Source organism: Paenibacillus sp. EKM211P (assembly GCF_011066175.1).
GTDB lineage: Bacteria > Bacillota > Bacilli > Paenibacillales > Paenibacillaceae > Paenibacillus > Paenibacillus polymyxa.
The window spans coordinates 26,344-47,530 of the sequence record NZ_JAAMNS010000005.1; the positions used below are offsets into that span (position 1 = coordinate 26,344).

The window sequence follows — 21,187 nt, forward strand, 5'->3', positions numbered from 1 at the left end:
TTTGATTTTTTGAAACGATATAAGGAGAACTGTAATCAATGAAAAAAGTAATCTATCCCTATACCGATCAATATATCGTAGGCTCCAAAATTGTTCGTGATTCTTTGATTCAGTTAGGTGTTGAAGAGACGCAGATTTCGGATACAGGAATTCCTATTCGGCCGCAATTTTCTAAGTCCATGGAAAGAGTGAAAACGGCAAAGAAGCATGGTTTAGATCCTTATATGCCTACTGTGCTTGTGATGGGAGGAGGTTGCGGCATGATTGGCGATGGAAGCTCTACGATTCAGGAATTTGATCAATTGCCTCAACCTGTACAATTCATCATTGTTTGTGGGCATAATGAAAAGCTTCGAATTAAATTGAGTGAGAAGCTGAAAGGTTCCAAACATCGCATCCATTTAACAGGTTATATTCATTATGTTCATGAATTAATGGCCGTATCTGACATTATGATTACCAAACCAGGAGGAGTCACGACTTTTGAGGCGATTGCTATGGAGCTGCCGATGCTACTTTGTAAGCCAATTCCTGGTCAAGAACAGGATAATGTCGATTTTTTAGTTCGCTCCGGTGTAGCCATTCATGCAGAGACATCTCGGGATTTAACAAAGCGGCTATCGAAATTGCTAAATGATGCAAAACTTCTTCAGGAAATGAAGACAAATACTAAACGGTTCCATCCTAAAGAGTCCGCGTTTGCGTCATTAGAAGTTATTTTTGGAATTGTGAAAATGAACAATAGAGTCAATGGAATAAATATATGCTCCTAAAGAAAGACAAGCATTGATTCATTACTGTTAAAAAGGAGCAGGATTATGGAGCAGACATTCATAATTATCATCAGTGGATTACTCATCTACACGATTATTCCAACCCTTATGGTTCGACTATTTGGAATCGGGGTTTATAAAAGAGGAACGAGCAAGCAGCCCATTGCTTTGACCTTTGATGACGGTCCAGACCCAGAATATACGCCTCTTTTGCTTGATTTATTAAAGAAGCACAACATCAAGGTAACCTTTTTTGTCCTTGGTCGAAAAGCAGAGCAATATCCCGATCTAATCCAACGAATGCACAGTGAAGGACATCTTGTTGGAATCCACAATTACGTGCATTGGTCCAATGCCTTGATGAGTCCAAAGAAGGTTCGAGAGCAGGTAAACAAAACGGCCAACGTCATTGATCGTATTATTGGGAAAAGAACCTTTTACTATCGGCCCCCATGGGGAGTTATCAACCTGTTTGACTTTTTTTTGATGAGGAAATTTCGTATGATTCTTTGGTCTGTTATTGTAGGTGATTGGAAAAGCTCTGGCGGCAAGCAAAAAATTAAGCAAAGGCTGCTGTCCAAGCTAAAGGGGGGAGCTGTCATTGTTCTTCATGATAGTGGACAGACGTTCGGAGCAGACAGGGAGGCACCTGCATATATGTTGGAGGCACTAAATGAATTTATCACTGAAGCATTATATACAGGGTATTCCTTTCATAGAGTAGATGCTGATCGTTAAACGGGCTAAGTACATGAGTTCGAGAAAAATTGAATCGAAAGGTTCTAAAATAAAACTTAAGCCAGGAACATATTTTGTTCGGGCTTAAGTTTTTTTACTTAGGTCTTTGATGAGGACCATAGGGGTGTCAGACATTTTCCATATTTTAATACAGGCCTGGATACTATCCGTTCGTAGCATCTTAATATCTAGGATGACCAGTTCGAAAGAGATTGATTTTACTAGATTTAGCGCTTCCAGACCATCTGCAACTTTTATGACAAAGTATCCCTCATTGCGCAAATATGCATGAAAAACGTCTTGAATCTCTGAATCGTCAGCTACAACAAGTATTGTATCCATTACATGGCACCTCTTTTTTGCGACAGATATATACAAAAGCAGGAGGGAAATTGAAGGGCACGAACTCAATTTTTTCAATAGTTAAGTCTGCGGCAAATCTTTTTTTCATTTGTAACGAGTACTGAAAAGCAACAAAAATTCCTCCAGGTTTTAGTGCCTTCATAATCTGATTAAGTAAAGTTTCTCGCATTTCACTCGTGAAATTAGAAAATGATAATCCGCTAATAATGCAGTCCAGCTGGCCGATGTCATCGTGATTTAATTTTTTAACTAATTGGCAAGCATTAGAATGGCACACGAAATCCGGGTATTCTGCCTTCAGATTCTCTCTCATTTTCTTATCTCTTTCGAACAATAACACTTTTGTTGATCCAGTTAATTGTGTCTTCATGCAACGTGTGATAGCACCTGTACCTGACCCAAGCTCTGCAACTGTCTTTACCTCATCCCAGGGTACAGACTCAACCACTTTAGCTGCCAAAAATCGAGAGCTAGGTATGAGGCTTCCCACTCGTTGTGGATTTGTGAGGAAACCTTGCAAAAAAAGTAGATATTCATTGAAATTCATTTGTTTCTTGTTTCTTCTCCATGATTTATTTTCTCCCTATTTTTTTCGTTTCGATATAAAAATAGTAACGAAAAAATCTAAGGATTTTACGAGGATATATCTAAAGAAAATCTGAAGAAAGAAACCCTGATATACGCTCGACGGGTTCTATAAAACTTAAGGAAATCTAAACATAATAGAGTTTAATGTTTAATTTGTCGAGTTTTTATGTAAACGCTATCATTATATAATTTTACTTAGAAAGGAGGTGAAAGTAAGAAAACACGGAATATGGTACACATAAGCGATGTACTGCAACAGAGAATCGACTGAAAAGCAGGTGTAGAATGCAAATATAAAAATTTCAGGAGGTAAAGTATGTTTAAGTTTAGTAAGAAAATGTTAACGGTAGTTCTTGCAGCTTCCATGAGTTTTGGGGTGTTTGCAACAACCTCAAGTGCAGCGACAGACTATTGGCAAAATTGGACCGATGGTGGTGGGACGGTCAATGCTGTTAATGGATCAGGCGGTAATTACAGCGTAACATGGAAGGATACCGGGAATTTTGTTGTCGGTAAAGGCTGGACTACTGGATCGCCCAACAGAACGATTAACTACAATGCCGGTGTCTGGGCGCCGTCTGGTAATGGATATTTGGCTCTCTACGGGTGGACGAGAAACTCACTTATCGAATACTACGTCGTGGATAGCTGGGGAACTTATCGACCTACCGGAACGTATAAAGGTACGGTGACCAGTGATGGAGGCACATATGACATCTACACAACAATGCGATACGACGCACCTTCCATTGAAGGCCAAAAAACGACGTTTATTCAGTACTGGAGTGTTCGACAGACGAAAAGACCGACCGGGGGCAACTCCACGATCACTTTCAGCAACCACGTGAACGCATGGGCGAGCAAAGGAATGCATCTGGGGAACAACTGGTCTTACCAAGTGTTAGCAACAGAAGGATATCAGAGTAGTGGAAGCTCTAACGTAACGGTGTGGTAACCACTCAACTGCAAACGGTTCAACGAACGGGAGCGATTGGCATTTCATCACGGGGAAAGCAGGATGAGGGCACATAACCGTATTACAACATAAACAAGGTAATAACGCCGGAGACAAATACTTATCTGGAAACTGGAACTGGGCTATCATAGAGAGCAACAATAATAAAACAAAATCGATCGGTACACGAAAACCCAACGAGTTAGGAATTTGCGATATGTCTGGCAATGTAAAGGAATGGTGTTGGGATTGTTACGGAGACTAAAGGGATACGGTAGTTAATGAAACAGCGACAGTTGAGGACGAGTTCTCAACTGTCGCTGTTTTCATGTCTGAGAAGCACATAATACCTAAGGTTGTCGAAAAGATGAGGAGGGGGTATAGTTTATATGTATGTATTTTGCTCGGAAAGAGGTTCATATGGCAACAATTCATGATGTGGCGTTAAAAGCGGGCGTGTCGGTCACTACAGTATCCCGTGTAATGAATAACCGGGGCTATATCAGCGAAGCTACACGCAAAAAAGTGTTCGATGCAATGGAAGAGCTTAATTATCAACCAAATGAAATAGCACGATCCCTGCTACGCAAGCAGTCCAATATCATCGGTCTTATTATTCCCAATGTCTCGCATCCTTTCTTTAGTGAGCTTGCTAACCAGGTGGAGTATTATGCCTATCAGCAGGGGTGCAAGGTTCTACTCTGCAATTCGCATATGGACCCTGTGAAGGAAAAAGTGTATATCGATATGTTAAAACGAAACCGGGTAGACGGCATCATTATGGGCAGCCATACCTTGGAAGTAGAAGAGTACCGACATTTGAATTCACCAATTGTGACATTTGACAGACAGATTGATCCACAAATCCCGTACATATCTTCGGACAATTATCGCGGAGGTGAGCTGGCTACGGAACTGCTCATTCGCAAAGGGTGCCGGAAAATTGCGCATATATGTGGAAATCTGGAGCTGAACATGCTGTCCAATGAGCGGACCACAGCTTTCCGGGATGTCGTGAACAGGAATAGTGTCGAGCATGTAATCGTTCAAACAGACCTGAATGTGTTCGACCAAAAGGAGTACGAGCGATTGATTTCCAAACTCGTTCATGAACATCCAGATGTGGATGGGGTGTTTGCAACAAGCGATATTATTGCAGCCTTTGCGCTGAAAGAATATATCCGCGCCGGACGGCATGTACCGGAGAATGTGCGTATTGTAGGCTTCGATGACGTGAGCGCTGCTTCCTGGCTGACGCCTGAACTTACATCGGTAAGACAGCCAATTGCAGAGATCGGCAGGTTGGCGGTCGAGCTGATTCGTAGACAGGCAGAGGGAGAGCAGGTACAGCCTGTTAATCGGCTGCCTGTTGAACTGATTGAGCGTGCAACGACCTGAATGAAATCTGTTCCTCTAACAAGGGGAACAGATTTTTTTTTAGAGAATGTTAAAGGTTTAACATGTCAAACGATTGACATAGAATGATTCTTTGACATATAATCCGTTTGTAAGCGTTTTATTTAAGCGTTCAGAGCCATTACAGAAATAGGGGGATGACAACAGTGAGGAAATTCAAAAGAGTTCAATGGATGGTAATGCTGCTTCTTTTGGTTATGGTGGTGTCTGCATGCGGCAGCTCCGGAGGAGAAGGCAATTCAGCTTCTGGAGGGGGATCAGCGGATTCAGGAAATGTGAAAATTACACTTTTGAACTCTAAGGGTGAAATCCTTTCACAACTGGAGGATGCCGCCAAGGCGTTCCAGAAAGACAATCCCGGCATTACTGTTGAAATCCAGCCGGTTCCGGCCGGTGGATCGCCTTTTGAGCGTGCCTCTGCATTGTATGCATCCGGAAACCCGCCGACCATGATCATGCTTGATACAGGTGATGTGGAGAAATTCAAGGATCGTATCCTCGATCTAAGCGGAGAAAAGTGGAATGCGGACACTGTTGAAAACGCTACCACAACGACGACGTTTGACGGTAAAAATTACGCGTTTCCGCTGGCTGTTGAAGGCTACGGATTCATCTATAACAAAGCGGTTGTTGATAAAGCGGTAGGCGGAAGCTTTGACCCCACCACAATTAAAACCCGAAATGATCTTGAAAAGCTGTTTCAGCAAATCGAGGCATCTGGGAAGAAAGCATTGGTGATTTCACCAATGGATTGGTCCCTAGGCGCTCATTATTTGCCACTTGCTTATGCAGGCCAGAACAAAGACATGGCTGAAGTGGACAAATTTATGGCATCACTGAAAGCGGGCCAGGCTAACTTGGCTACCAATCCAGTATTTAACGGACTTATGGATACATTCGACGTCATGATGAAATACAATATCGATCAGGCTTCCCCACTGGCAGGCGCTTATGAGCGTGGACCAGAACTGCTTGGTAAAGGCGAAGTTGGTATTTGGTTCATGGGCAACTGGGCATGGCCGCAAATCAGCGGTTTTGATACGGCTAACAAAGAATATGGTTTCTTGCCTGTACCCATCAGCAACAATGCTGATGACTACGGCAATCAGGAAATTTCATCCGCTGTTTCCAAGCGTATTGTCATTGACAAGGAGAAGAGTACGCCGGAGCAGCAAGAGGCAGCGAAGAAGTTCCTGAGCTGGATCGTCTATGATGCGAAAGGCCAGGATTTCCTCGTAAACAAAGCGAACATTATCCCAGCGTTCAAAAATATTACACTGCCTGCGGCCGATCCACTTGGCAAATCCATTCAGGATTATATTGCAAAAGGCAAGTCAGAGCAGTCGATGAGCTTGCTGCCGGCCGATCACTGGTCTAAGCTAGGATCTTCCATGCAAAAATATCTGGCGAAGCAGGGCGATCGCGCAACACTGGCTAAGGAAATCGAAAACTACTGGAAAAGCGTAAAATAAGGCTTATTTCAAATTACCCGGAAATAGAGAGAGAAATCCGAAACAAAGAGAGGGATCACCATGATTGCGGAAAAAGGAGTATGGAACCGGCTACGGTCACGGCTGCTGTTCACCGGACCAACCTTGTTTGCCTTCATAACGGTAATGATCATTCCATTTTTGTACGGCATTTATCTGACGTTCACAAATTGGGATGGTATTTCCACGACACTAACGCTGGTTGGCATCCAAAACTATCTGGCCGTTTTTCGGGATATTGAGTTTTGGAAATCGTTCGCCTTGACGCTCAAATATGTATTTTATACCGTTGTTCTTATCAATGTCATCGCTTTTATGCTGGCTTATGTTCTGACTAAAGGGTTAAAAGGACAGAGTATTTTCCGGGCAGGATTTTTCCTGCCCAACCTTGTCGGCGGCATTGTACTCGGTTTTATCTGGCAGTTCATCTTCAACAACGTGCTGGTCTATTTGGGGCAACATGCCGATATTCAGGCGCTCAGCACGACTTGGCTGGCTGATCCTGACAAAGCGTTCTGGACACTCGTGATTGTAACCGTGTGGCAGAACGCGGGTTACATGATGGTCATTTATATTGCAGGATTGACGGGTGTACCGAATGATATTATGGAGGCTGCAAGCATTGATGGGGCGAACAGCTGGACCAGACTGCGGAAAATGGTGCTGCCCTTGATGGTTCCTTCTTTCATCGTATGTATATTTTTGTCCCTGCAGCGTGGGTTTATGGTCTATGACGTCAACCTCGCGCTCACGAAAGGCGGACCGTTCAGTAGTACTCAAATGGTGTCGATGCATGTGTATGAAAAGGCATTCCTTTCCCGTGATTATGGTGTGGGACAGGCAGAAGCATTCGTACTGTTCCTGATGGTTGCTCTCATCACTCTGCTCCAGGTTTATTTTAGCAAGAAGTTGGAGGTGGAGGCGTAATGGCAAGCAAAAAAATCGCTTCCTCCATGATCAAATTCATTGTGCTGACGATCATACTCATATTGTTCATCGTACCGTTCGTCTTTCTGCTGATTAATTCGTTCAAGGATAATATAGACATCACTTCGAATCCGTTATCGCTACCAGAGAGCTTCAATATGGGCAACTATATGAATGCATTTGATAAAATGAATTATATCACTGCCTTCACTAACTCATTGGTCATAACGGTGTTAAGTGTCTTGTTTATCTCCCTGTTCGCGGCGATGACGGCTCATTATTTTGTCAGAAATAATACCAAGTTCAACCAATATACATTTATGCTGATGGTAGCTTCCATGATTATTCCATTCCAGGCCATCATGATTCCATTGGTGAAAATTTACGGCTCACTTGATCTGCTGAACAGCAAATGGTCGCTGATTTACATGTATATCGGTTTTGGTAGCTCGCTGGCCGTCTTCATTTATCATGGATTTGTAAAGAGTATTCCGAAGGAACTGGAGGAAGCGGCGCTGATTGACGGCTGCACGCGGATTCAAACCTTCTTCCGAATCGTGTTTCCGGTATTGATGCCTACGACGGCCACTATTTCCATTCTCAATGTACTGTGGATATGGAATGATTTTCTGCTGCCATCGCTCATTCTGGTCGATCCCGAGCAAAGGACGCTTCCATTGTCCACATACAACTTTTATGGAACCTACACAGTGGATTATGGGCCATTGATGGCAAGTTTGGTACTCACGATATTTCCGATCATTATCATCTATTTGTTCGCCCAAAAATATATTATTCAGGGTGTTATGCAAGGTTCGATTAAATAACTGTAGGAGTAGGATGCCTTATCAAACATACTAGAGTGTATACGAGAGAAAATGCTGATCAATTTATTTCCCAATCCAAGCATATGCTTCGGCCGGATTATCGGCTGAACTATCATTTAATGGCTGAATTTGGCTGGATGAATGATCCGAACGGTTTCATTCAATATAACGGGCAGTATCACTTGTTCTATCAACATTATCCGTATAAATCGGTGTGGGGACCGATGCACTGGGGACACGCAGTCAGCCGCGATCTTATGAAGTGGGACTATCTACCGGTTGCTTTGGCTCCAGACAGTGAGTTCGACCAGGATGGCTGCTTCTCCGGCAGTGCGGTTGAGCAGGACGGGAAGCTTGTCCTGATGTATACCGGACATGTTGTAACCGGGCCCGACAAAGATAAGGATTACAAGCAGTCGCAGGGGATTGCAGTATCAGAAGACGGGGTAACCTTCGATAAGTGGGAGGGCAACCCGGTCATCGGTTATGACGCCATACCGGACAGGGTCAGCCGCAAAGATTTTCGTGATCCCAAGGTGTTCAGGCACGAAGATCATTACTACGTCGTGCTTGGATCTAATGATGCCCAAGGGAACGGGCTTGTACTGCTTTACCGATCTAAAGACTTGAGAAACTGGACGTATGTCAATGTGCTGGCTGTGAGTGACGGACGCTACGGCGATAATTGGGAGTGTCCGGATTTGTTCCCGCTCGGCGATCGGCACGTATTCATGCTATCTCCACAGCGCATGCCTGCTCAGGGAGAAGCATACCGTAATCTGCATTCCACCATGTACGGTATAGGTGATTTCAATGCGGAGGCTGGAACATTTACGGCAGAGCGGTATGCTCAGGTAGATCACGGATTCGATTTCTATGCCCCGCAGTCAACCTTGGATGATCAAGGGCGGCGTATTATCATCGGATGGATGGATATGTGGGAGTCGGAGATGCCGACCCAGCAGGGGCACCATTGGGCTGGGGCGATGAGTCTTCCGCGGGAAGCGGTGATCGACCACGACAGATTGCTGTTCCGTCCGCTTGAAGAGGTGGAGAATTACCGATCCAATCTGTTCGAGCAGCATGATATCTTACTGACAGGCGAGCATATTATGGAAACGTCCGGAGATAGCTACGAGCTGAAGGCGGTATTTGAGTTCGAGGCTGGCCATACGGAGGAATTCGGCTTGAAGCTGAGAGTGGGCGACGAAGAGGAGACGGTACTGTCGTATCGTCCCGATGACGGTCTGTTCCGTTTTAACCGTGAGCGTGCCGGTATCGGACCGGGCGGAGAGAGAAGAGTACCCTTGGGCTTACAAGAGGGACGTTTGGAGCTTCGGATTTTCGTCGATAAAAGCTCTGTGGAAATATTCATCGGTGACGGTGAATACGTCCTCACAGGAAGAGTGTATCCCGGAATGGAATCAACAGGTATTCGTGCATTTGCAAGCGGAAAATGTACGTTGGCCTCGTTCCAGAAATGGGATATTCTCACATAGAATCGCATGACAAACAGGAGCCTGACCGTTGATGGTCAGGTTCCTGTTTTTTGTGGCCATTTTGCTTGTGTAATTTTAGGCGCGCTTATTTTGCAGATAAGCATCAAGATAAGCATCAATTTTGGTGAGGGCTTCTTCTGTACCGCCGGATTGCTGGAAGCTTTCATTAATTTTTTGTACGCCCTCTTTATACGCTGCGTTTGACACGACCTCACGTACGGCATCTCTTAACGATTGTGCATTGATTTGATCTTTAGTTATTCGATAGCCAGCCTGAAGTTCAGTTAATCGCTGTGCGACCATGGGCTGATCTTTGTCCTGAGGCAGCACCACCAAGGGGACATTAAAGTGAATTCCTTCATTCACACTGTTCATTCCACCATGAGTAATAAAGACATCTGTATGACGTAATACCTCCAATTGAGGTACATAGGGTGAGATGATAAAGTGCTCAGGGGCAGGATTAATTTTCGTAAAGTTAGCTTTTTCGCCAGCCGCAATCACGACGATGCCTTCAAAATCGGAAAAAGCCTCAATGCAGGTGTTAAAAAAGTCCTCAGTATGGTCTAGAACAGTTCCCATCGAAATATACAAAACCTTTTTACCCTGTAGTCTGTCTAGCGGGAATGAATTTTCTCTTTTGCGCTCCGGGAAGCTGGGGCCAATAAAAAGATGCTCGTCCCCAAATTGTCCACCATTCGGTTGAAAATATCTGCTCGTATATACGACATTCAAAGCTCCTGAATTGTTCATAAATTGAACCAGCTCTTTGGGAGCAACACCGAACCTTTCTTTCATGAGATGCAGTGAAGATGTGACTTGTTCATCAGGCTGAAACGGTACTTTAGCGTCGGAGCGGAAGAGATTGGCAGCCATCAGATGATTTGAAATGAGAAAAGATGGGGATGAAGAAATGCCTGGAATATTCAAATAATCTCTTACTAATTCACCAGCTCCGAATCGATCATAGAACACCAAGTCAAATTGAATACGCTCGGACAGCTCCTGAGTGATGGCTAAGATGTCCATCGAAGTCTGGATATGAATATTCAAAAATGCGTTCAGTCCTGCCGGAGTGTTGGTATCAATGGAAGCAGTCCTGACCAGATCAGGATGCAGGTGAACCTTCGCTCCAACTGCTTCGAGTCTATTCTTGTATTTCTCAGTTGTAATGTAATGAACCTGGTCCCCTCGTGCTGCAAAGGCTTGTGTGATCCCAAGCGTGGGGTTTACATGTCCTTCTGCCGGAAAATTAACCATTAATACATTTAACATCCATCCTTACTCCTTTCCTTCTCTTTCATTTAAGATGCAGTTTTAACTGAATCTCTCAATCCATAATAACAATAATATTTATTTTTTCAAATGATATCCTTTCATAATTGCGTTTTAAAACAGTCAACATAATTCAAAAGAATAAGACAAGGACATGTTGGCATGAAATGTGTATAACAAATATTTACCTCGTGCATAGTAAAGACGAACCTATTTAGCGAGGGAGGTTTTTTCTAAATGAATGTCCAAAGAGCACAAGAAATAGCGTCCTCTTCCATCATGGCAAATGTGTTGTGCGATGGGTTACCCATCTACATTCAGCATGTGAACGAACAACGTGAGACGGCACGAATCTATGCGCTGAACAATCCGGAAGAGGAACGGGAAGTGCCTTTGTACGCGTTAACAGAACGAGATCAAACCCTTGAATAGAAAGGAGCGATATGAAAAGTGAAACCCAATCAACAGAAAGAAATCGAGGCAGATCGTTTGAATTTTCGTGATCAGACGGACGATGTGGTCAGAGAAGTACCGGCCACAACAGATGCCAGCGAAGCTGTTGCAGCAATGACCTCGCATATCAATAAATATGATGTACCAGATGAGTTGGAAGAAGAATAGGGAGTGGACAAGCGCGCACAGGATAACCTGTTGCGTGCTTTTTATATGACGTATAATTGGATCGTATCGAACAAAAAGTATTCAATGCCCAAACGTACAAGTGAAGCTGCCCGTGTGTACGTTTTTTTCTTTTCGTTTTTTTGTAAAATAAGTTATACATGATTTCTGTTCAAACGAAATGGACCAGCTGCTCATAGCGGCATTGTCTCTAATAAGTTGAAAAGCATGAATTCAGAATTGTAGGAGGGAATTATGAACGATGAATTCAATGTACAGGTTCAAAATCTAGATCCGGAAATAAGTGCAGGTGAAGTTGAGAACAAGGACATTTCGAAAATATTAACTATTATATGGATTTTTATAATTTATAGTGAGTCTGTCATTCTTCAACATTTGTTCGGTGGTTTATATCTGCTGCAAAGTTCCTTGTTTACTGTAATCATCATATTGCACATCCTCTTGTACTTGCATGCTCATAGAGTTGCAAAATATTTTTCATGGGCTTATTTTGTTGTACAAGGGGGCTTGATCTTTGCAAGTGCATTTCTTCTACCTGACAGTTTCTCCATAGTACTGGTGGGGCTAATGCCCGTTTTGGTGGGTCAGAGTATAGGTATTTATTATAAGCCGCTCAAGGTTATTCTTGTATTTTTGATCTCCTATGTGCTTTTTTGTGTGGCTGTGGTCTCTCACAATGAGGGCAGGCAATTTGTGTTGTTCATCCCGCTATTTTTTCTAATTGTCGTTGTTATAGTAGCTTATGCGGTTCTTTTTCTCAAACAAGTCAAAGCACGAATCCGCACGCAAAATGTTCTGAAAGAGCTTGAAGCCGCACATCAAAAGGTGGAAGAACTTACAATTGCCAATGAACGACAACGTATGGCTCGTGATCTGCATGATACGCTGGCTCAAGGGCTTGCTGGGCTAATCATGCAGCTTGAAGCCATTGATGCTCATCTGACAAAAGGAAGTACGCAAAGGGCTCAGGAGATCGTCCAACAATCGATGTCACAAGTGCGAAGAACATTGTCTGATTCGAGACGAGCTATAGACAATCTGCGTTCGAAAACCATCTCGGAGGTTGATTTTGCAGAGGCCGTGGAGGAAGAAATACAGCGATTTACTATGGCTACGAGCATTCGAGTAATACGCAACATCAAAATTAAAGCTTCCGTCCCCAGACTGTTGTTCGAACATGGATTGTTTATAATAAGCGAATGTTTAACCAATGTAGCGAAGCATTCACATGCGAATACCGTATGGATTCATATTTTAGATAACGAAGGCAAGATTGAAATCGAGATTCGCGATGATGGCAAAGGATTTGATAAGGATATTATTGCCAAGCAGACAGGACATTACGGAATTATAGGTATGCATGAACGTGTACGGATGCTGGGTGGAAACATAAATATCAACAGTATAGTTCAAGAAGGTACAGCTATAAAAATAGAGGCGCCTCTTACTAAAGGAGACCTATCATGAAATACAAGATTTTAATCGTCGATGATCATTGGGTCGTTAGAGAAGGGTTAAAGCTGGTGTTGGAGACCAATGACAGCTATGAAGTTATTGGTGAAGCCGGAGAAGGTACAACAGCTCTTAAACTGATCGAAGAACTCCAACCGGATGTCATATTGTTGGATTTATATATGCCACAAATGAGTGGTTTGGAAACTATGAAAGCCCTCAGAGAAAAACAAAATGAAACGCCAGTCATTATCCTGACTACCTATAACGAAGATGATCTCATGATTAAAGGACTTTCTTTAGGGGCAAAGGGATATTTATTAAAAGATACCAGTCGGGAAAACTTATTTCGCACGATTGAGTCAGCACTTAGAGGCGAAACGTTGCTTCAGCCAGAAATAACAGCTAGGGTGTTCGCTGCAACGAATAAGAAAGAAGCCAAGCCAGAGCCGCACGAAAGCAGCTTAGTTCTTACTGATAAGGAAAGGCACATATTAAAGTCGGTTGCACACGGTTTTAAAAGCAAAGAAATTGCCTTTGATATGGGAATTTCCGAGCGTACCGTCAAAGCGCATTTAACGAATATTTATAACAAGCTTGGTGTTGATTCTAGATCCGAAGCCGTTGCTGTTTCGTTGGAGCGTGGTATTTTACAGCTTTAGAGATGTTAACTAAATATATGTTATTTCATTGCCCAGTCGTACATAAGGTGCTTGCCCCTTTGTACGATTTTTTTGTGTGTTCATTGTTATAACATGAAACAAGAAATGAAAAAGTTTACTTGACCCACGGGTTGCTGATAGCACCTTTAGAAGAGAGAATCAGGGAGGATGACATGAAGTTGAAGAGAAAAGAAATCAGGATCATGATTACAGGGATTGCATTAGCTATAGTAGCTTCCGGTTGCTCCAGTGCAACGGAGAACTCTGTAACACAAGCCAGTCACCCAGTAAAAGTAGAGAAACTTGTAATGAAACCTTTAGCCAATGATTTTAATTTGGCGGGAACATTGCAGGCAAGTAATGAAGCTAGTGTTTCCTTTGAAGCGGATGGACGTATATTGAACACTATGGTGGAGGTAGGGGACTCCGTAGAAAAAGGGAGCGTCCTTGCGAAGTTGGATACATCTGCTTACCAGTTGCAACTGGATCGGGCCAAGGCAACCATGGAGAAGGCAAAGGCTGGTCTTAGCCAAGCGGAGGCTTCTGTTCAATCGGCACAGGCGGGTATTCATAGTTCGCAATCCCAGGTCGATGCGGCCCAATCGAAATTGCAGGAATTGAACAATGGCGCCAAAAAACAGGAAATTGCCCAGTCACAAAATGCGGTTACTGCGGCAACCAATGCTTACAATAAGAAAAAGGCGGATGCCGCACGGACGCAGAGCCTGTTCCAGGCAGGCGCAGCATCATTGTCGGAAAATGAGAATGCACAGCTGGAATTAACGAATGCACAAAAAAGTTTAAGTGACGCACAAGAGCAGCTGTCTCTCTTGCTTGCAGGCGCCTCGCAGGAACAACGTACCCAGGCTTCAGCTGGTATAGAGCAGGCCAGAGCAGGGCTGGAGACCGCTATTGCTACGAAACAGCAAGGGCTAGCCAGTAAAGCTCAAGCGCAGGCTACCTATGAGGATGCATTGGCTGCTTATGAACAGTCATCCTTGTCACTTAAAAAAGCGACTTTAACCTCCCCGATCACTGGCGTGGTCATTGAAAAAAAAGTAGCCGATGGTCAACTGGGTTCCAGTGGAAGTGAGGCATTCATTGTCGGGAATATCAAGACCTTAAAAGTACTTCTGCCCGTACCGGATAGCGAAATCTTATCATGGAAGAAAAACCAAAAAGTAAATATTTCTCTCTATGATGAAATTAGAACAGGGACTGTTACTCAGATCTATCCATCCACGAATACCAAAACGGGCAGTATTAATGTGGAAGTCAGCATTCCTAATCCTGAACTGAATTGGAAACCTGGTCAAGTCATCAGCGCATCTAAAAGTGTGAATCAAGCGGAAGCACTGTTAGTGCCTGTGGAAGCCGTGATTAGCAATGGAAGTGACCCTTATATATTTAAAGCTGTGAATGGTAAGGCTGTTAAAACCACGATTAAAGTGGGAAAAGTGACGAATAATCAATTCGAAGTTCTCTCCGGACTACAGGCAGGCGATCAAATCGTTACACAAGGAGCAGGAACCTTATTTAATGGCGATTTAATTGGGAATGATGTGCTTGGGAAAGCGGAGGAGTCGTCCGAATGATTAAATATATTGTTAAAAAGCAGAAAATTACGCTTATTTTCTTTGGCATGTGCATACTGCTAGGGCTCTTCAATTTTACATCATTACCCAAACAGGAGCAGCCTGATGTTATTCCTATGACAGCTAGTGTTACAACGATCTATCCGGGTGCCTCACCTGAAAGAATCGAGCAAACCATTACTAAGATCATGGAACAGAAAATTAAAGCAGTACAAGGTGTCAAAACGATTTCCTCTACTTCATCGAAAGGCCAATCCAGTATCATCATAGAAGCTTTGAATGATGCGGACCCGACCAAAGTATGGGCTGATCTTCGTACAAAGGTGCAGGATGCACAATCTGAGCTTCCAGAGGACGCGATGCAGCCTATGATCAATGATAGCATGACTAGCTCTTTCATTGGTTCATATGCGATTACTTCTGATAAGGTGGAGGATTTATATTCGTTAAATGAATTAATGAACAAATGGAAAGATCAATTAAAAACAGTCCCTGGTATTTCGCAGGTCAATATTCAAGGAGTACCCGAGCAAGAGGTACGAGTTAGTTTAGACACGCAAAAGATGCAACAATATAACCTCTCCTGGGAGCAGGTTGTCCAAGCGATCAAGGATGAGAATGATAGAGTTCCTACAGGAAGTATGGATTTCAATGAGCGTACTTATCAGCTGACGGTAAATGCCTCAACGGACCCATCGATTCTGAATAATGTCCAGATTTCAAGCAATGACGATGGATTTCCGATATCTTTGAAGGATATAGGTACTGCCTCGCTTGTTTTTAAAAAAGCAGCTAGTTATACGTATGTGAATACCAAGCCTGCTATTTCGATCAGTGTGAGTGGAGATATAGGCACAGACGTGCCTACAGTTTCCAAGGCAACAACAGCTAAAATCAATGAACTTGCGAGCAGTTTGCCGAAGAATGTACATTTTGAACTGCTTTTTGCACAAAATGATCGAGTGAGTGAAATATTTGGAAATCTGACCAAAGAGATGATTATTGCTATTTTATCGGTCATTGTGATATGTACTTTAGGTTTGAATTTGCTAACTTCTGCATTTGTAGCGTTGGCCATTCCTGTTTCCATCGCCATCGGCTTTATTTTCTTGCCCATGACAGGAACTACGCTGAATCAAATATCAGTCATCGGACTCATCATCGTGCTAGGGATATTGGTTGATGATGCGGTCGTGGTCAATGACAACATTGAACGCCGACGCTCTGAATTTGGGGAAAATGCTACGGAGGCAGCCATTAAAGGAACCAAAGAGGTGTCCTTATCGATCATTACAGCTACGCTAGCTACGGTTGCAGCATTTGCCCCGCTGTTATTCCTGCCGGGTAATATCGGAGACTTTATTAAACCGATCCCTACCGTTATTTCGTTAACCATGCTGGCTTCCATGATTATGTCACTAACGATTATTCCTATTTTCCGCCAATGGTATGATCAACGTCGTAAAGGAAAAGAGAGGAACCAAACCGTTAAGCCACCTGGGCTTCTGGGGCATCAAATCCAGTCTCTATCCAATGTGTACTCTAAAAACTGGATGCCAAGAATACTACGGCGTCCACTTTTAACAGCGCTGGTTGGTCTTATGATTGGTACAGCCGCTTATGGACTACTTGCGGTTGTTCCCATTCAACTATTCCCAGAATCCGATCAAGCAGATGCCACCATCAGCGTAACGATGCCAGAAGGAACGTCGTTGCAGGCAACCAATCGGGTTATTAACGAGATTGGCATGTGGGTCAAAAAACAACCAGAAACAGAACGGCTGTCGGCAACGGCAGGTGGAGGAGCGCCTCAGATGTATAGCGATGTTGCAGGCGGTCACGGCTCCGGGGGAGCGGTCAACGGTCAACTTGCTGTCGTTGGAAAAGAGGGGCTATTCGATCTCCAAAAAACAGTGGATAGCTGGACTCATACGCTTCAAGCCAAATATCCATCTGCATTGATCAGCATTCGGGTTCCTCAATTAGGTATCCCGGTCGGCAGTGCGGTGTCTATCCGTATGAAGGGAGAAGACATCGATAAACTGCAAAACATGACAGCTAAAGTCAAAGAAATGGTTGCGGCGACCCCCGGAGCTGTTGATGTGACCGATAATATGGGAATGCAAAGCTATAATCTGAATTTCCAAGTCAATCCACAAGCATTGGATAAATATCGGGTTAGCTATTCCAATTTGACACGTACGCTGCTGTTAATGGGTGACGGAGTTAATGTAACGGATTTTGATACAGGTAAGGAACTACTGGATATCAATATATACATGAATAAACCAAACGATGATCCTGAGGTATTGTTCCAGCAATTAAGTGTAACCAATGCGGCAAAAGAGCAAATTCCCTTATCCCAGTTAGTCACGATGAAACCGGACTTTTCCATTCAGCAAATCCACCGCTATGATTTGGAGCGGACAGTAACGATCTCAGCCAATGCAAATGGGCGTACGGCTACAGAACTCACTAATGACATCCGTAGCAAACTAACCCATACACAGTTTGAACCAGGCTATACCTGGGAGATGGGCGGAGAAACATCCGCGCAATCTGATATTTTTACAGATTTGGGCAAGTTAGCTATTATTGTTGTGTTTCTCATCCTACTCTTGATCACGATGCAGTTTTACTCCGTCTCCACACCGCTCATTATTATGACCACTGTGTATCTGGCAGCGGCAGGCGGAATTCTTGGAAGCTTTATTTCAGGCATGCCAATTGGATTCATGAGTATTATGGGTATCATTTCACTGGCCGGTATCGTCGTGCGCAACGGTATTGTGTTGATAGAGTTTATTGAAGATGCGCGGCGTGAAGGAGCCGAACTGACAGACGCAATTCTTATGGCATGTTCTGCCCGTTTCCGTCCGATCTTGCTTACTTCGCTAACTGCGATTGTGGGTATGATCCCTATTGCCACAATAGGGGAAATCCTCTTCAAACCGTTGGCAACGACCATTATTTTTGGACTGATCTTTTCGACCATTTTAACCTTGTTTGTTGTACCGACTCTGTATATGGTCGTAGCTCATCTGAAGCTGAAGCGGAAGCAGAAGCAGGAAAAGTCTATAAATACCGATAGCTCATTGACCATGTAGGTAAATACAGATAAGAATATACTGCAATTTTTCTTATAAATACGGATCGTACATGAGGCGAATGTCTTTATGTACGATCTTTTTATTTGTTGACAGAGTCAACAAATATCATTACTATAATTGTTGCAAAAGTCCACTAAATAGGGGGAGTTATGGTCAATATCGATGCTAATATCATAGCGGATATGAGGCGTTTTAATCGGTTCTATACGAATTTACTTGGTGTTTTAGACAGACATGTGCTGGATAGCGGATATTCCTTTACCGAGGCACGTGTCATTATAGAGATCGGGTTGATCGAACCGTGTATTGCGAATACTCTGGTCGAATCTCTTCAAATTGATCGCAGCTATATGAGCAGGATCATTGCTAAATTTTGCAAAGAGGGCTTTCTTGTTAAGGAAAATTCAACGTTGGATAATAGAACAAATCTAATTCGTCTGACACCCAAAGGAAAAACGTTCTACAACCAATTGAATGAAAGATCTGATGAACAAATTCTAAGATTAGTTCAAGGACTTTCAGAAGAAGAGATTACAGAATTACATGCATCTATGTTGTTAATTCAGAAGAAATTGGATATTTCGGAGAGGATACAGAATGATACGATTTGAATGCGACTATACCGAAGGTGCTCATGAGCGTATTTTAAAGCGACTACTGGAGACGAATGAGGAACAAACCCCAGGCTATGGTGTGGACGATCATTGTGAAAAAGCCAAAGCTTATATTAAAAAAGCATGTGACTCCGAAAATGCGGATGTACACTTTTTGGTTGGAGGCACACAGACCAATACAACGGTCATTTCTTCGATTTTGCGTCCGCATCAAGGTGTGATTGCGGCAACTTCTGGACATATTGCTGTGCATGAGACCGGAGCAATTGAGGCTATTGGACATAAAGTACTGACATTGCCAAGCGAGGATGGGAAAATCCGGGGTGAGCAGGTAAAGGAACTATACGACGCTCACTGGAGTGATTCTGCTCCTGAGCACTGTGTACAACCCGGGATGGTTTATATTTCTCAACCGACCGAGAATGGAACGATCTATAGCCGATCGGAGCTGGAAGTGTTAAGTAAAGTCTGTCGTGAATATGGTTTACCGCTGTTTATAGATGGAGCCCGCTTAGGCTATGGTTTGGTTGCAGAGGATAGTGATGCATCTTTGGCAGATATAGCCAAGCTGTGCGATGTGTTTTATATAGGCGGCACTAAAATTGGAGCAATGATGGGCGAAGCCGTAGTTATCCTAAATGATGCTTTGAAACAAGATTTCAGATACATGATCAAGCAAAAAGGAGGGCTGCTGGCTAAGGGGAGAATGCTGGGCATTCAGTTTGAAACGCTGTTTGAAGACGGTTTATACTTTGAGATTTCCAAACACGCCATAGATATGGCCATGCTGCTGCAAAAAGGATTATCCGAGCAAGGATTTTCTTTCCAATATCATTCAACAACCAATCAGCAGTTTCCGATTATTGCAGATCGTATATTACAGGCATTGAGCGAAAAATATACTTACTCCTTTTGGGAAAAGACTGATGATACCCATACTGCTGTTCGATTCTGCACCAGTTGGGCCACAAAGAAAGAAAATATTGAAATGCTGCTACAGGATATCAAAGCATTACAATAAAGGTCATGGATAAACGATGAATATCATCTTGAAATTATAGAATGGATGATGTAATAGGCCATACTTCGTTGCATACATTGCAGCGAAGTATGGCTTTTTTGTTATGTAATTTACCTAATCCAAGTGGCTTGTCTTTAGTTCCATGAAAGAGCAAGCAGATATAAAAATGGAAAAACAAGACAAGAGTGGATGTATAAAATTAACGCCTAATTATTTACACTGAATACCTATCGAACCTGTTTACGGTATTGAAGAGGGGAGAGTCCGGTTATTTTTTTAAAGATTTTACTAAAATGGGAGGCATGACCGAAGCCGACATCCTCCGCAATGTGCTGGATTTTGTCTTTGGTGGTTCGCAGTCTGGTTTGAGCCGCCCTGACCCTCACTACGCGGATGTACTCGCTGAAATGAAAGCCAGTCAATTTTAGAAAGATGCGGCTTAGGTAAGCCGGACTAATAAAAAAGCAGGCGGCCACTTGTTCGAGAGTTAACGGCTCATTGAAATGGTCCTGAATAAAAGACGAGATTTCTGTGATTTTCTGATGCATGGGATGAGAGGAAACAAGTTCACTACGCTCGGCCGCTTCCGATCGGTGCACCAGGATAAGCATTTCCAGCAGCAAATGCTGTACACAGCGGTCATGCAGAGGCTGCTTATTCCTACATTCGGTATTCATTTGTAGGAACAGCCGTTCAACTTCGACTTGCTCTCTAGCCGGTAAGCGAAGCAACGCAGATTGCTGGTACGGCGGTAGATCCAGAATGTCATGATCCTGCTGTGGGAGAAACGTCGGGGAAAAATGAATCAAAATGCGTTCTGTTTCCTCCAATTGTGTACTGGCGGTAGAGTGTAAGTCATGAGGGAGGATGAATATCAGATCGCCCTTGCGAGCGGTGTATACCTTGCCGTTCATAAAGTAGATGCGTTCGCCCTGCAGCAAAAAATACAGCTCATAATTGTCATGAACATGAGGTCTGGGCATAACGGTGAAGCCGGTACGGTAGATGTGATGAATGGAGAATTGTTGTTCTCCGATGACATATTTGTCTTCCTTTATTTCATTCATGTGCTTCTTCCTTTGCAAATTAAGATAAGTAAGCGCATTCATATATCCATAGTATATATGACACCTGCCCACGGTAAAAGCAGAAAAGATTGATGAAAGGAGGTGAAGACACTTCTGAACGTCTCGGATCATTCTTTTATAAAAGTATGCGCTGATGTGAAAGAAAATCTTAGGGA

Annotated in this window: 20 protein-coding genes and 1 pseudogene; 17 read left to right on the top strand and 4 right to left on the bottom strand. The window is 43.3% G+C overall.

Going from position 1 to position 21,187, the window contains the following annotated elements:
• Positions 1 to 38 precede the first annotated feature (38 nt).
• A complete protein-coding gene (locus G9G57_RS10525; RefSeq protein WP_238799281.1) occupies positions 39 to 773 on the top strand; it encodes a glycosyltransferase in 735 nt (244 codons plus the stop codon).
• Positions 774 to 818: 45 nt separating this feature from the next.
• A complete protein-coding gene (locus tag G9G57_RS10530; protein WP_016820429.1) occupies positions 819 to 1,511 on the top strand; it encodes a polysaccharide deacetylase family protein in 693 nt (230 codons plus the stop codon).
• 84 nt (positions 1,512 to 1,595) lie between these two features.
• Here G9G57_RS10530 and G9G57_RS10535 read toward each other — a convergent pair whose 3' ends face one another.
• Positions 1,596 to 1,853: a response regulator transcription factor gene (locus tag G9G57_RS10535; RefSeq protein ID WP_016820428.1), complete on the bottom strand. Its 258-nt coding sequence runs from the start codon at positions 1,851 to 1,853 to the stop codon at positions 1,596 to 1,598.
• Entirely contained in the window at positions 1,828 to 2,421 is a 594-nt protein-coding gene (locus tag G9G57_RS10540; protein ID WP_164964923.1) for a class I SAM-dependent methyltransferase, read from the bottom strand. The genes G9G57_RS10535 and G9G57_RS10540 overlap by 26 nt, the downstream gene beginning before the upstream one ends.
• Positions 2,422 to 2,778: 357 nt before the next feature.
• On the opposite strand from G9G57_RS10540, the gene G9G57_RS10545 reads away from it, so the two are divergent.
• The 7 genes and pseudogenes from G9G57_RS10545 (at position 2,779) to G9G57_RS10575 (ending at position 9,576) form a co-directional block, all read left to right on the top strand.
• On the top strand, positions 2,779 to 3,417 hold the full coding sequence (locus tag G9G57_RS10545) for a glycoside hydrolase family 11 protein (protein WP_017425612.1): 639 nt from the start codon (positions 2,779 to 2,781) through the stop codon (positions 3,415 to 3,417).
• Positions 3,418 to 3,520: 103 nt separating this feature from the next.
• A pseudogene (locus tag G9G57_RS10550) lies at positions 3,521 to 3,679 on the top strand (SUMF1/EgtB/PvdO family nonheme iron enzyme); the annotation flags it as partial.
• Positions 3,680 to 3,810: 131 nt separating this feature from the next.
• Positions 3,811 to 4,815 (top strand): LacI family DNA-binding transcriptional regulator, encoded by a 1,005-nt coding sequence (locus G9G57_RS10555; protein ID WP_017425611.1) that lies wholly within the window; start codon positions 3,811 to 3,813, stop codon positions 4,813 to 4,815.
• A 164-nt stretch (positions 4,816 to 4,979) separates the two neighbouring features.
• A complete protein-coding gene (locus tag G9G57_RS10560; RefSeq protein ID WP_017425610.1) occupies positions 4,980 to 6,305 on the top strand; it encodes an ABC transporter substrate-binding protein in 1,326 nt (441 codons plus the stop codon).
• A 60-nt stretch (positions 6,306 to 6,365) separates the two neighbouring features.
• On the top strand, positions 6,366 to 7,250 hold the full coding sequence (locus G9G57_RS10565) for a carbohydrate ABC transporter permease (RefSeq protein ID WP_017425609.1): 885 nt from the start codon (positions 6,366 to 6,368) through the stop codon (positions 7,248 to 7,250).
• Entirely contained in the window at positions 7,250 to 8,077 is an 828-nt protein-coding gene (locus G9G57_RS10570; protein ID WP_017425608.1) for a carbohydrate ABC transporter permease, read from the top strand. The genes G9G57_RS10565 and G9G57_RS10570 overlap by 1 nt, the downstream gene beginning before the upstream one ends.
• A gap of 35 nt (positions 8,078 to 8,112) precedes the next feature.
• Positions 8,113 to 9,576, top strand: coding sequence for a glycoside hydrolase family 32 protein (locus G9G57_RS10575; protein WP_017425607.1), 1,464 nt, complete (start codon positions 8,113 to 8,115; stop codon positions 9,574 to 9,576).
• Between the two features lie 75 nt (positions 9,577 to 9,651).
• Here the strand turns inward: G9G57_RS10575 and G9G57_RS10580 are convergent, their stop codons facing one another.
• Entirely contained in the window at positions 9,652 to 10,851 is a 1,200-nt protein-coding gene (locus G9G57_RS10580) for a macrolide family glycosyltransferase (protein ID WP_017425606.1), read from the bottom strand.
• A gap of 237 nt (positions 10,852 to 11,088) precedes the next feature.
• Between G9G57_RS10580 and G9G57_RS10585 the strand changes: the two genes are divergently transcribed.
• From G9G57_RS10585 to G9G57_RS10620, 8 genes are all read left to right on the top strand, one after another.
• Positions 11,089 to 11,283, top strand: coding sequence for an H-type small acid-soluble spore protein (locus G9G57_RS10585; protein ID WP_016820419.1), 195 nt, complete (start codon positions 11,089 to 11,091; stop codon positions 11,281 to 11,283).
• Positions 11,284 to 11,301: 18 nt separating this feature from the next.
• A complete protein-coding gene (locus G9G57_RS10590; RefSeq protein WP_013373210.1) occupies positions 11,302 to 11,472 on the top strand; it encodes a hypothetical protein in 171 nt (56 codons plus the stop codon).
• A gap of 252 nt (positions 11,473 to 11,724) precedes the next feature.
• Positions 11,725 to 12,957 (top strand): sensor histidine kinase, encoded by a 1,233-nt coding sequence (locus G9G57_RS10595; protein WP_017425605.1) that lies wholly within the window; start codon positions 11,725 to 11,727, stop codon positions 12,955 to 12,957.
• The gene (locus G9G57_RS10600) at positions 12,954 to 13,604 is read left to right on the top strand and encodes a response regulator (protein WP_016820417.1); all 651 of its coding nucleotides are present in this window, start codon (positions 12,954 to 12,956) and stop codon (positions 13,602 to 13,604) included. Before G9G57_RS10595 ends, G9G57_RS10600 begins: the two co-directional genes overlap by 4 nt.
• A gap of 173 nt (positions 13,605 to 13,777) precedes the next feature.
• On the top strand, positions 13,778 to 15,199 hold the full coding sequence (locus G9G57_RS10605; protein WP_017425604.1) for an efflux RND transporter periplasmic adaptor subunit: 1,422 nt from the start codon (positions 13,778 to 13,780) through the stop codon (positions 15,197 to 15,199).
• Positions 15,196 to 18,306, top strand: a complete 3,111-nt coding sequence (locus tag G9G57_RS10610; protein WP_017425603.1) for an efflux RND transporter permease subunit — start codon at positions 15,196 to 15,198, stop codon at positions 18,304 to 18,306. Before G9G57_RS10605 ends, G9G57_RS10610 begins: the two co-directional genes overlap by 4 nt.
• Before the next feature lie 152 nt (positions 18,307 to 18,458).
• Entirely contained in the window at positions 18,459 to 18,920 is a 462-nt protein-coding gene (locus G9G57_RS10615; RefSeq protein ID WP_016820414.1) for a MarR family winged helix-turn-helix transcriptional regulator, read from the top strand.
• A complete protein-coding gene (locus G9G57_RS10620) occupies positions 18,907 to 19,944 on the top strand; it encodes a threonine aldolase family protein (RefSeq protein WP_102997584.1) in 1,038 nt (345 codons plus the stop codon). Before G9G57_RS10615 ends, G9G57_RS10620 begins: the two co-directional genes overlap by 14 nt.
• A gap of 227 nt (positions 19,945 to 20,171) precedes the next feature.
• On the opposite strand, the gene G9G57_RS10625 is transcribed toward G9G57_RS10620, so the two are convergent.
• Entirely contained in the window at positions 20,172 to 21,011 is an 840-nt protein-coding gene (locus G9G57_RS10625) for a helix-turn-helix transcriptional regulator (RefSeq protein ID WP_164964924.1), read from the bottom strand.
• Between the last annotated feature and the right edge of the window lie 176 nt (positions 21,012 to 21,187).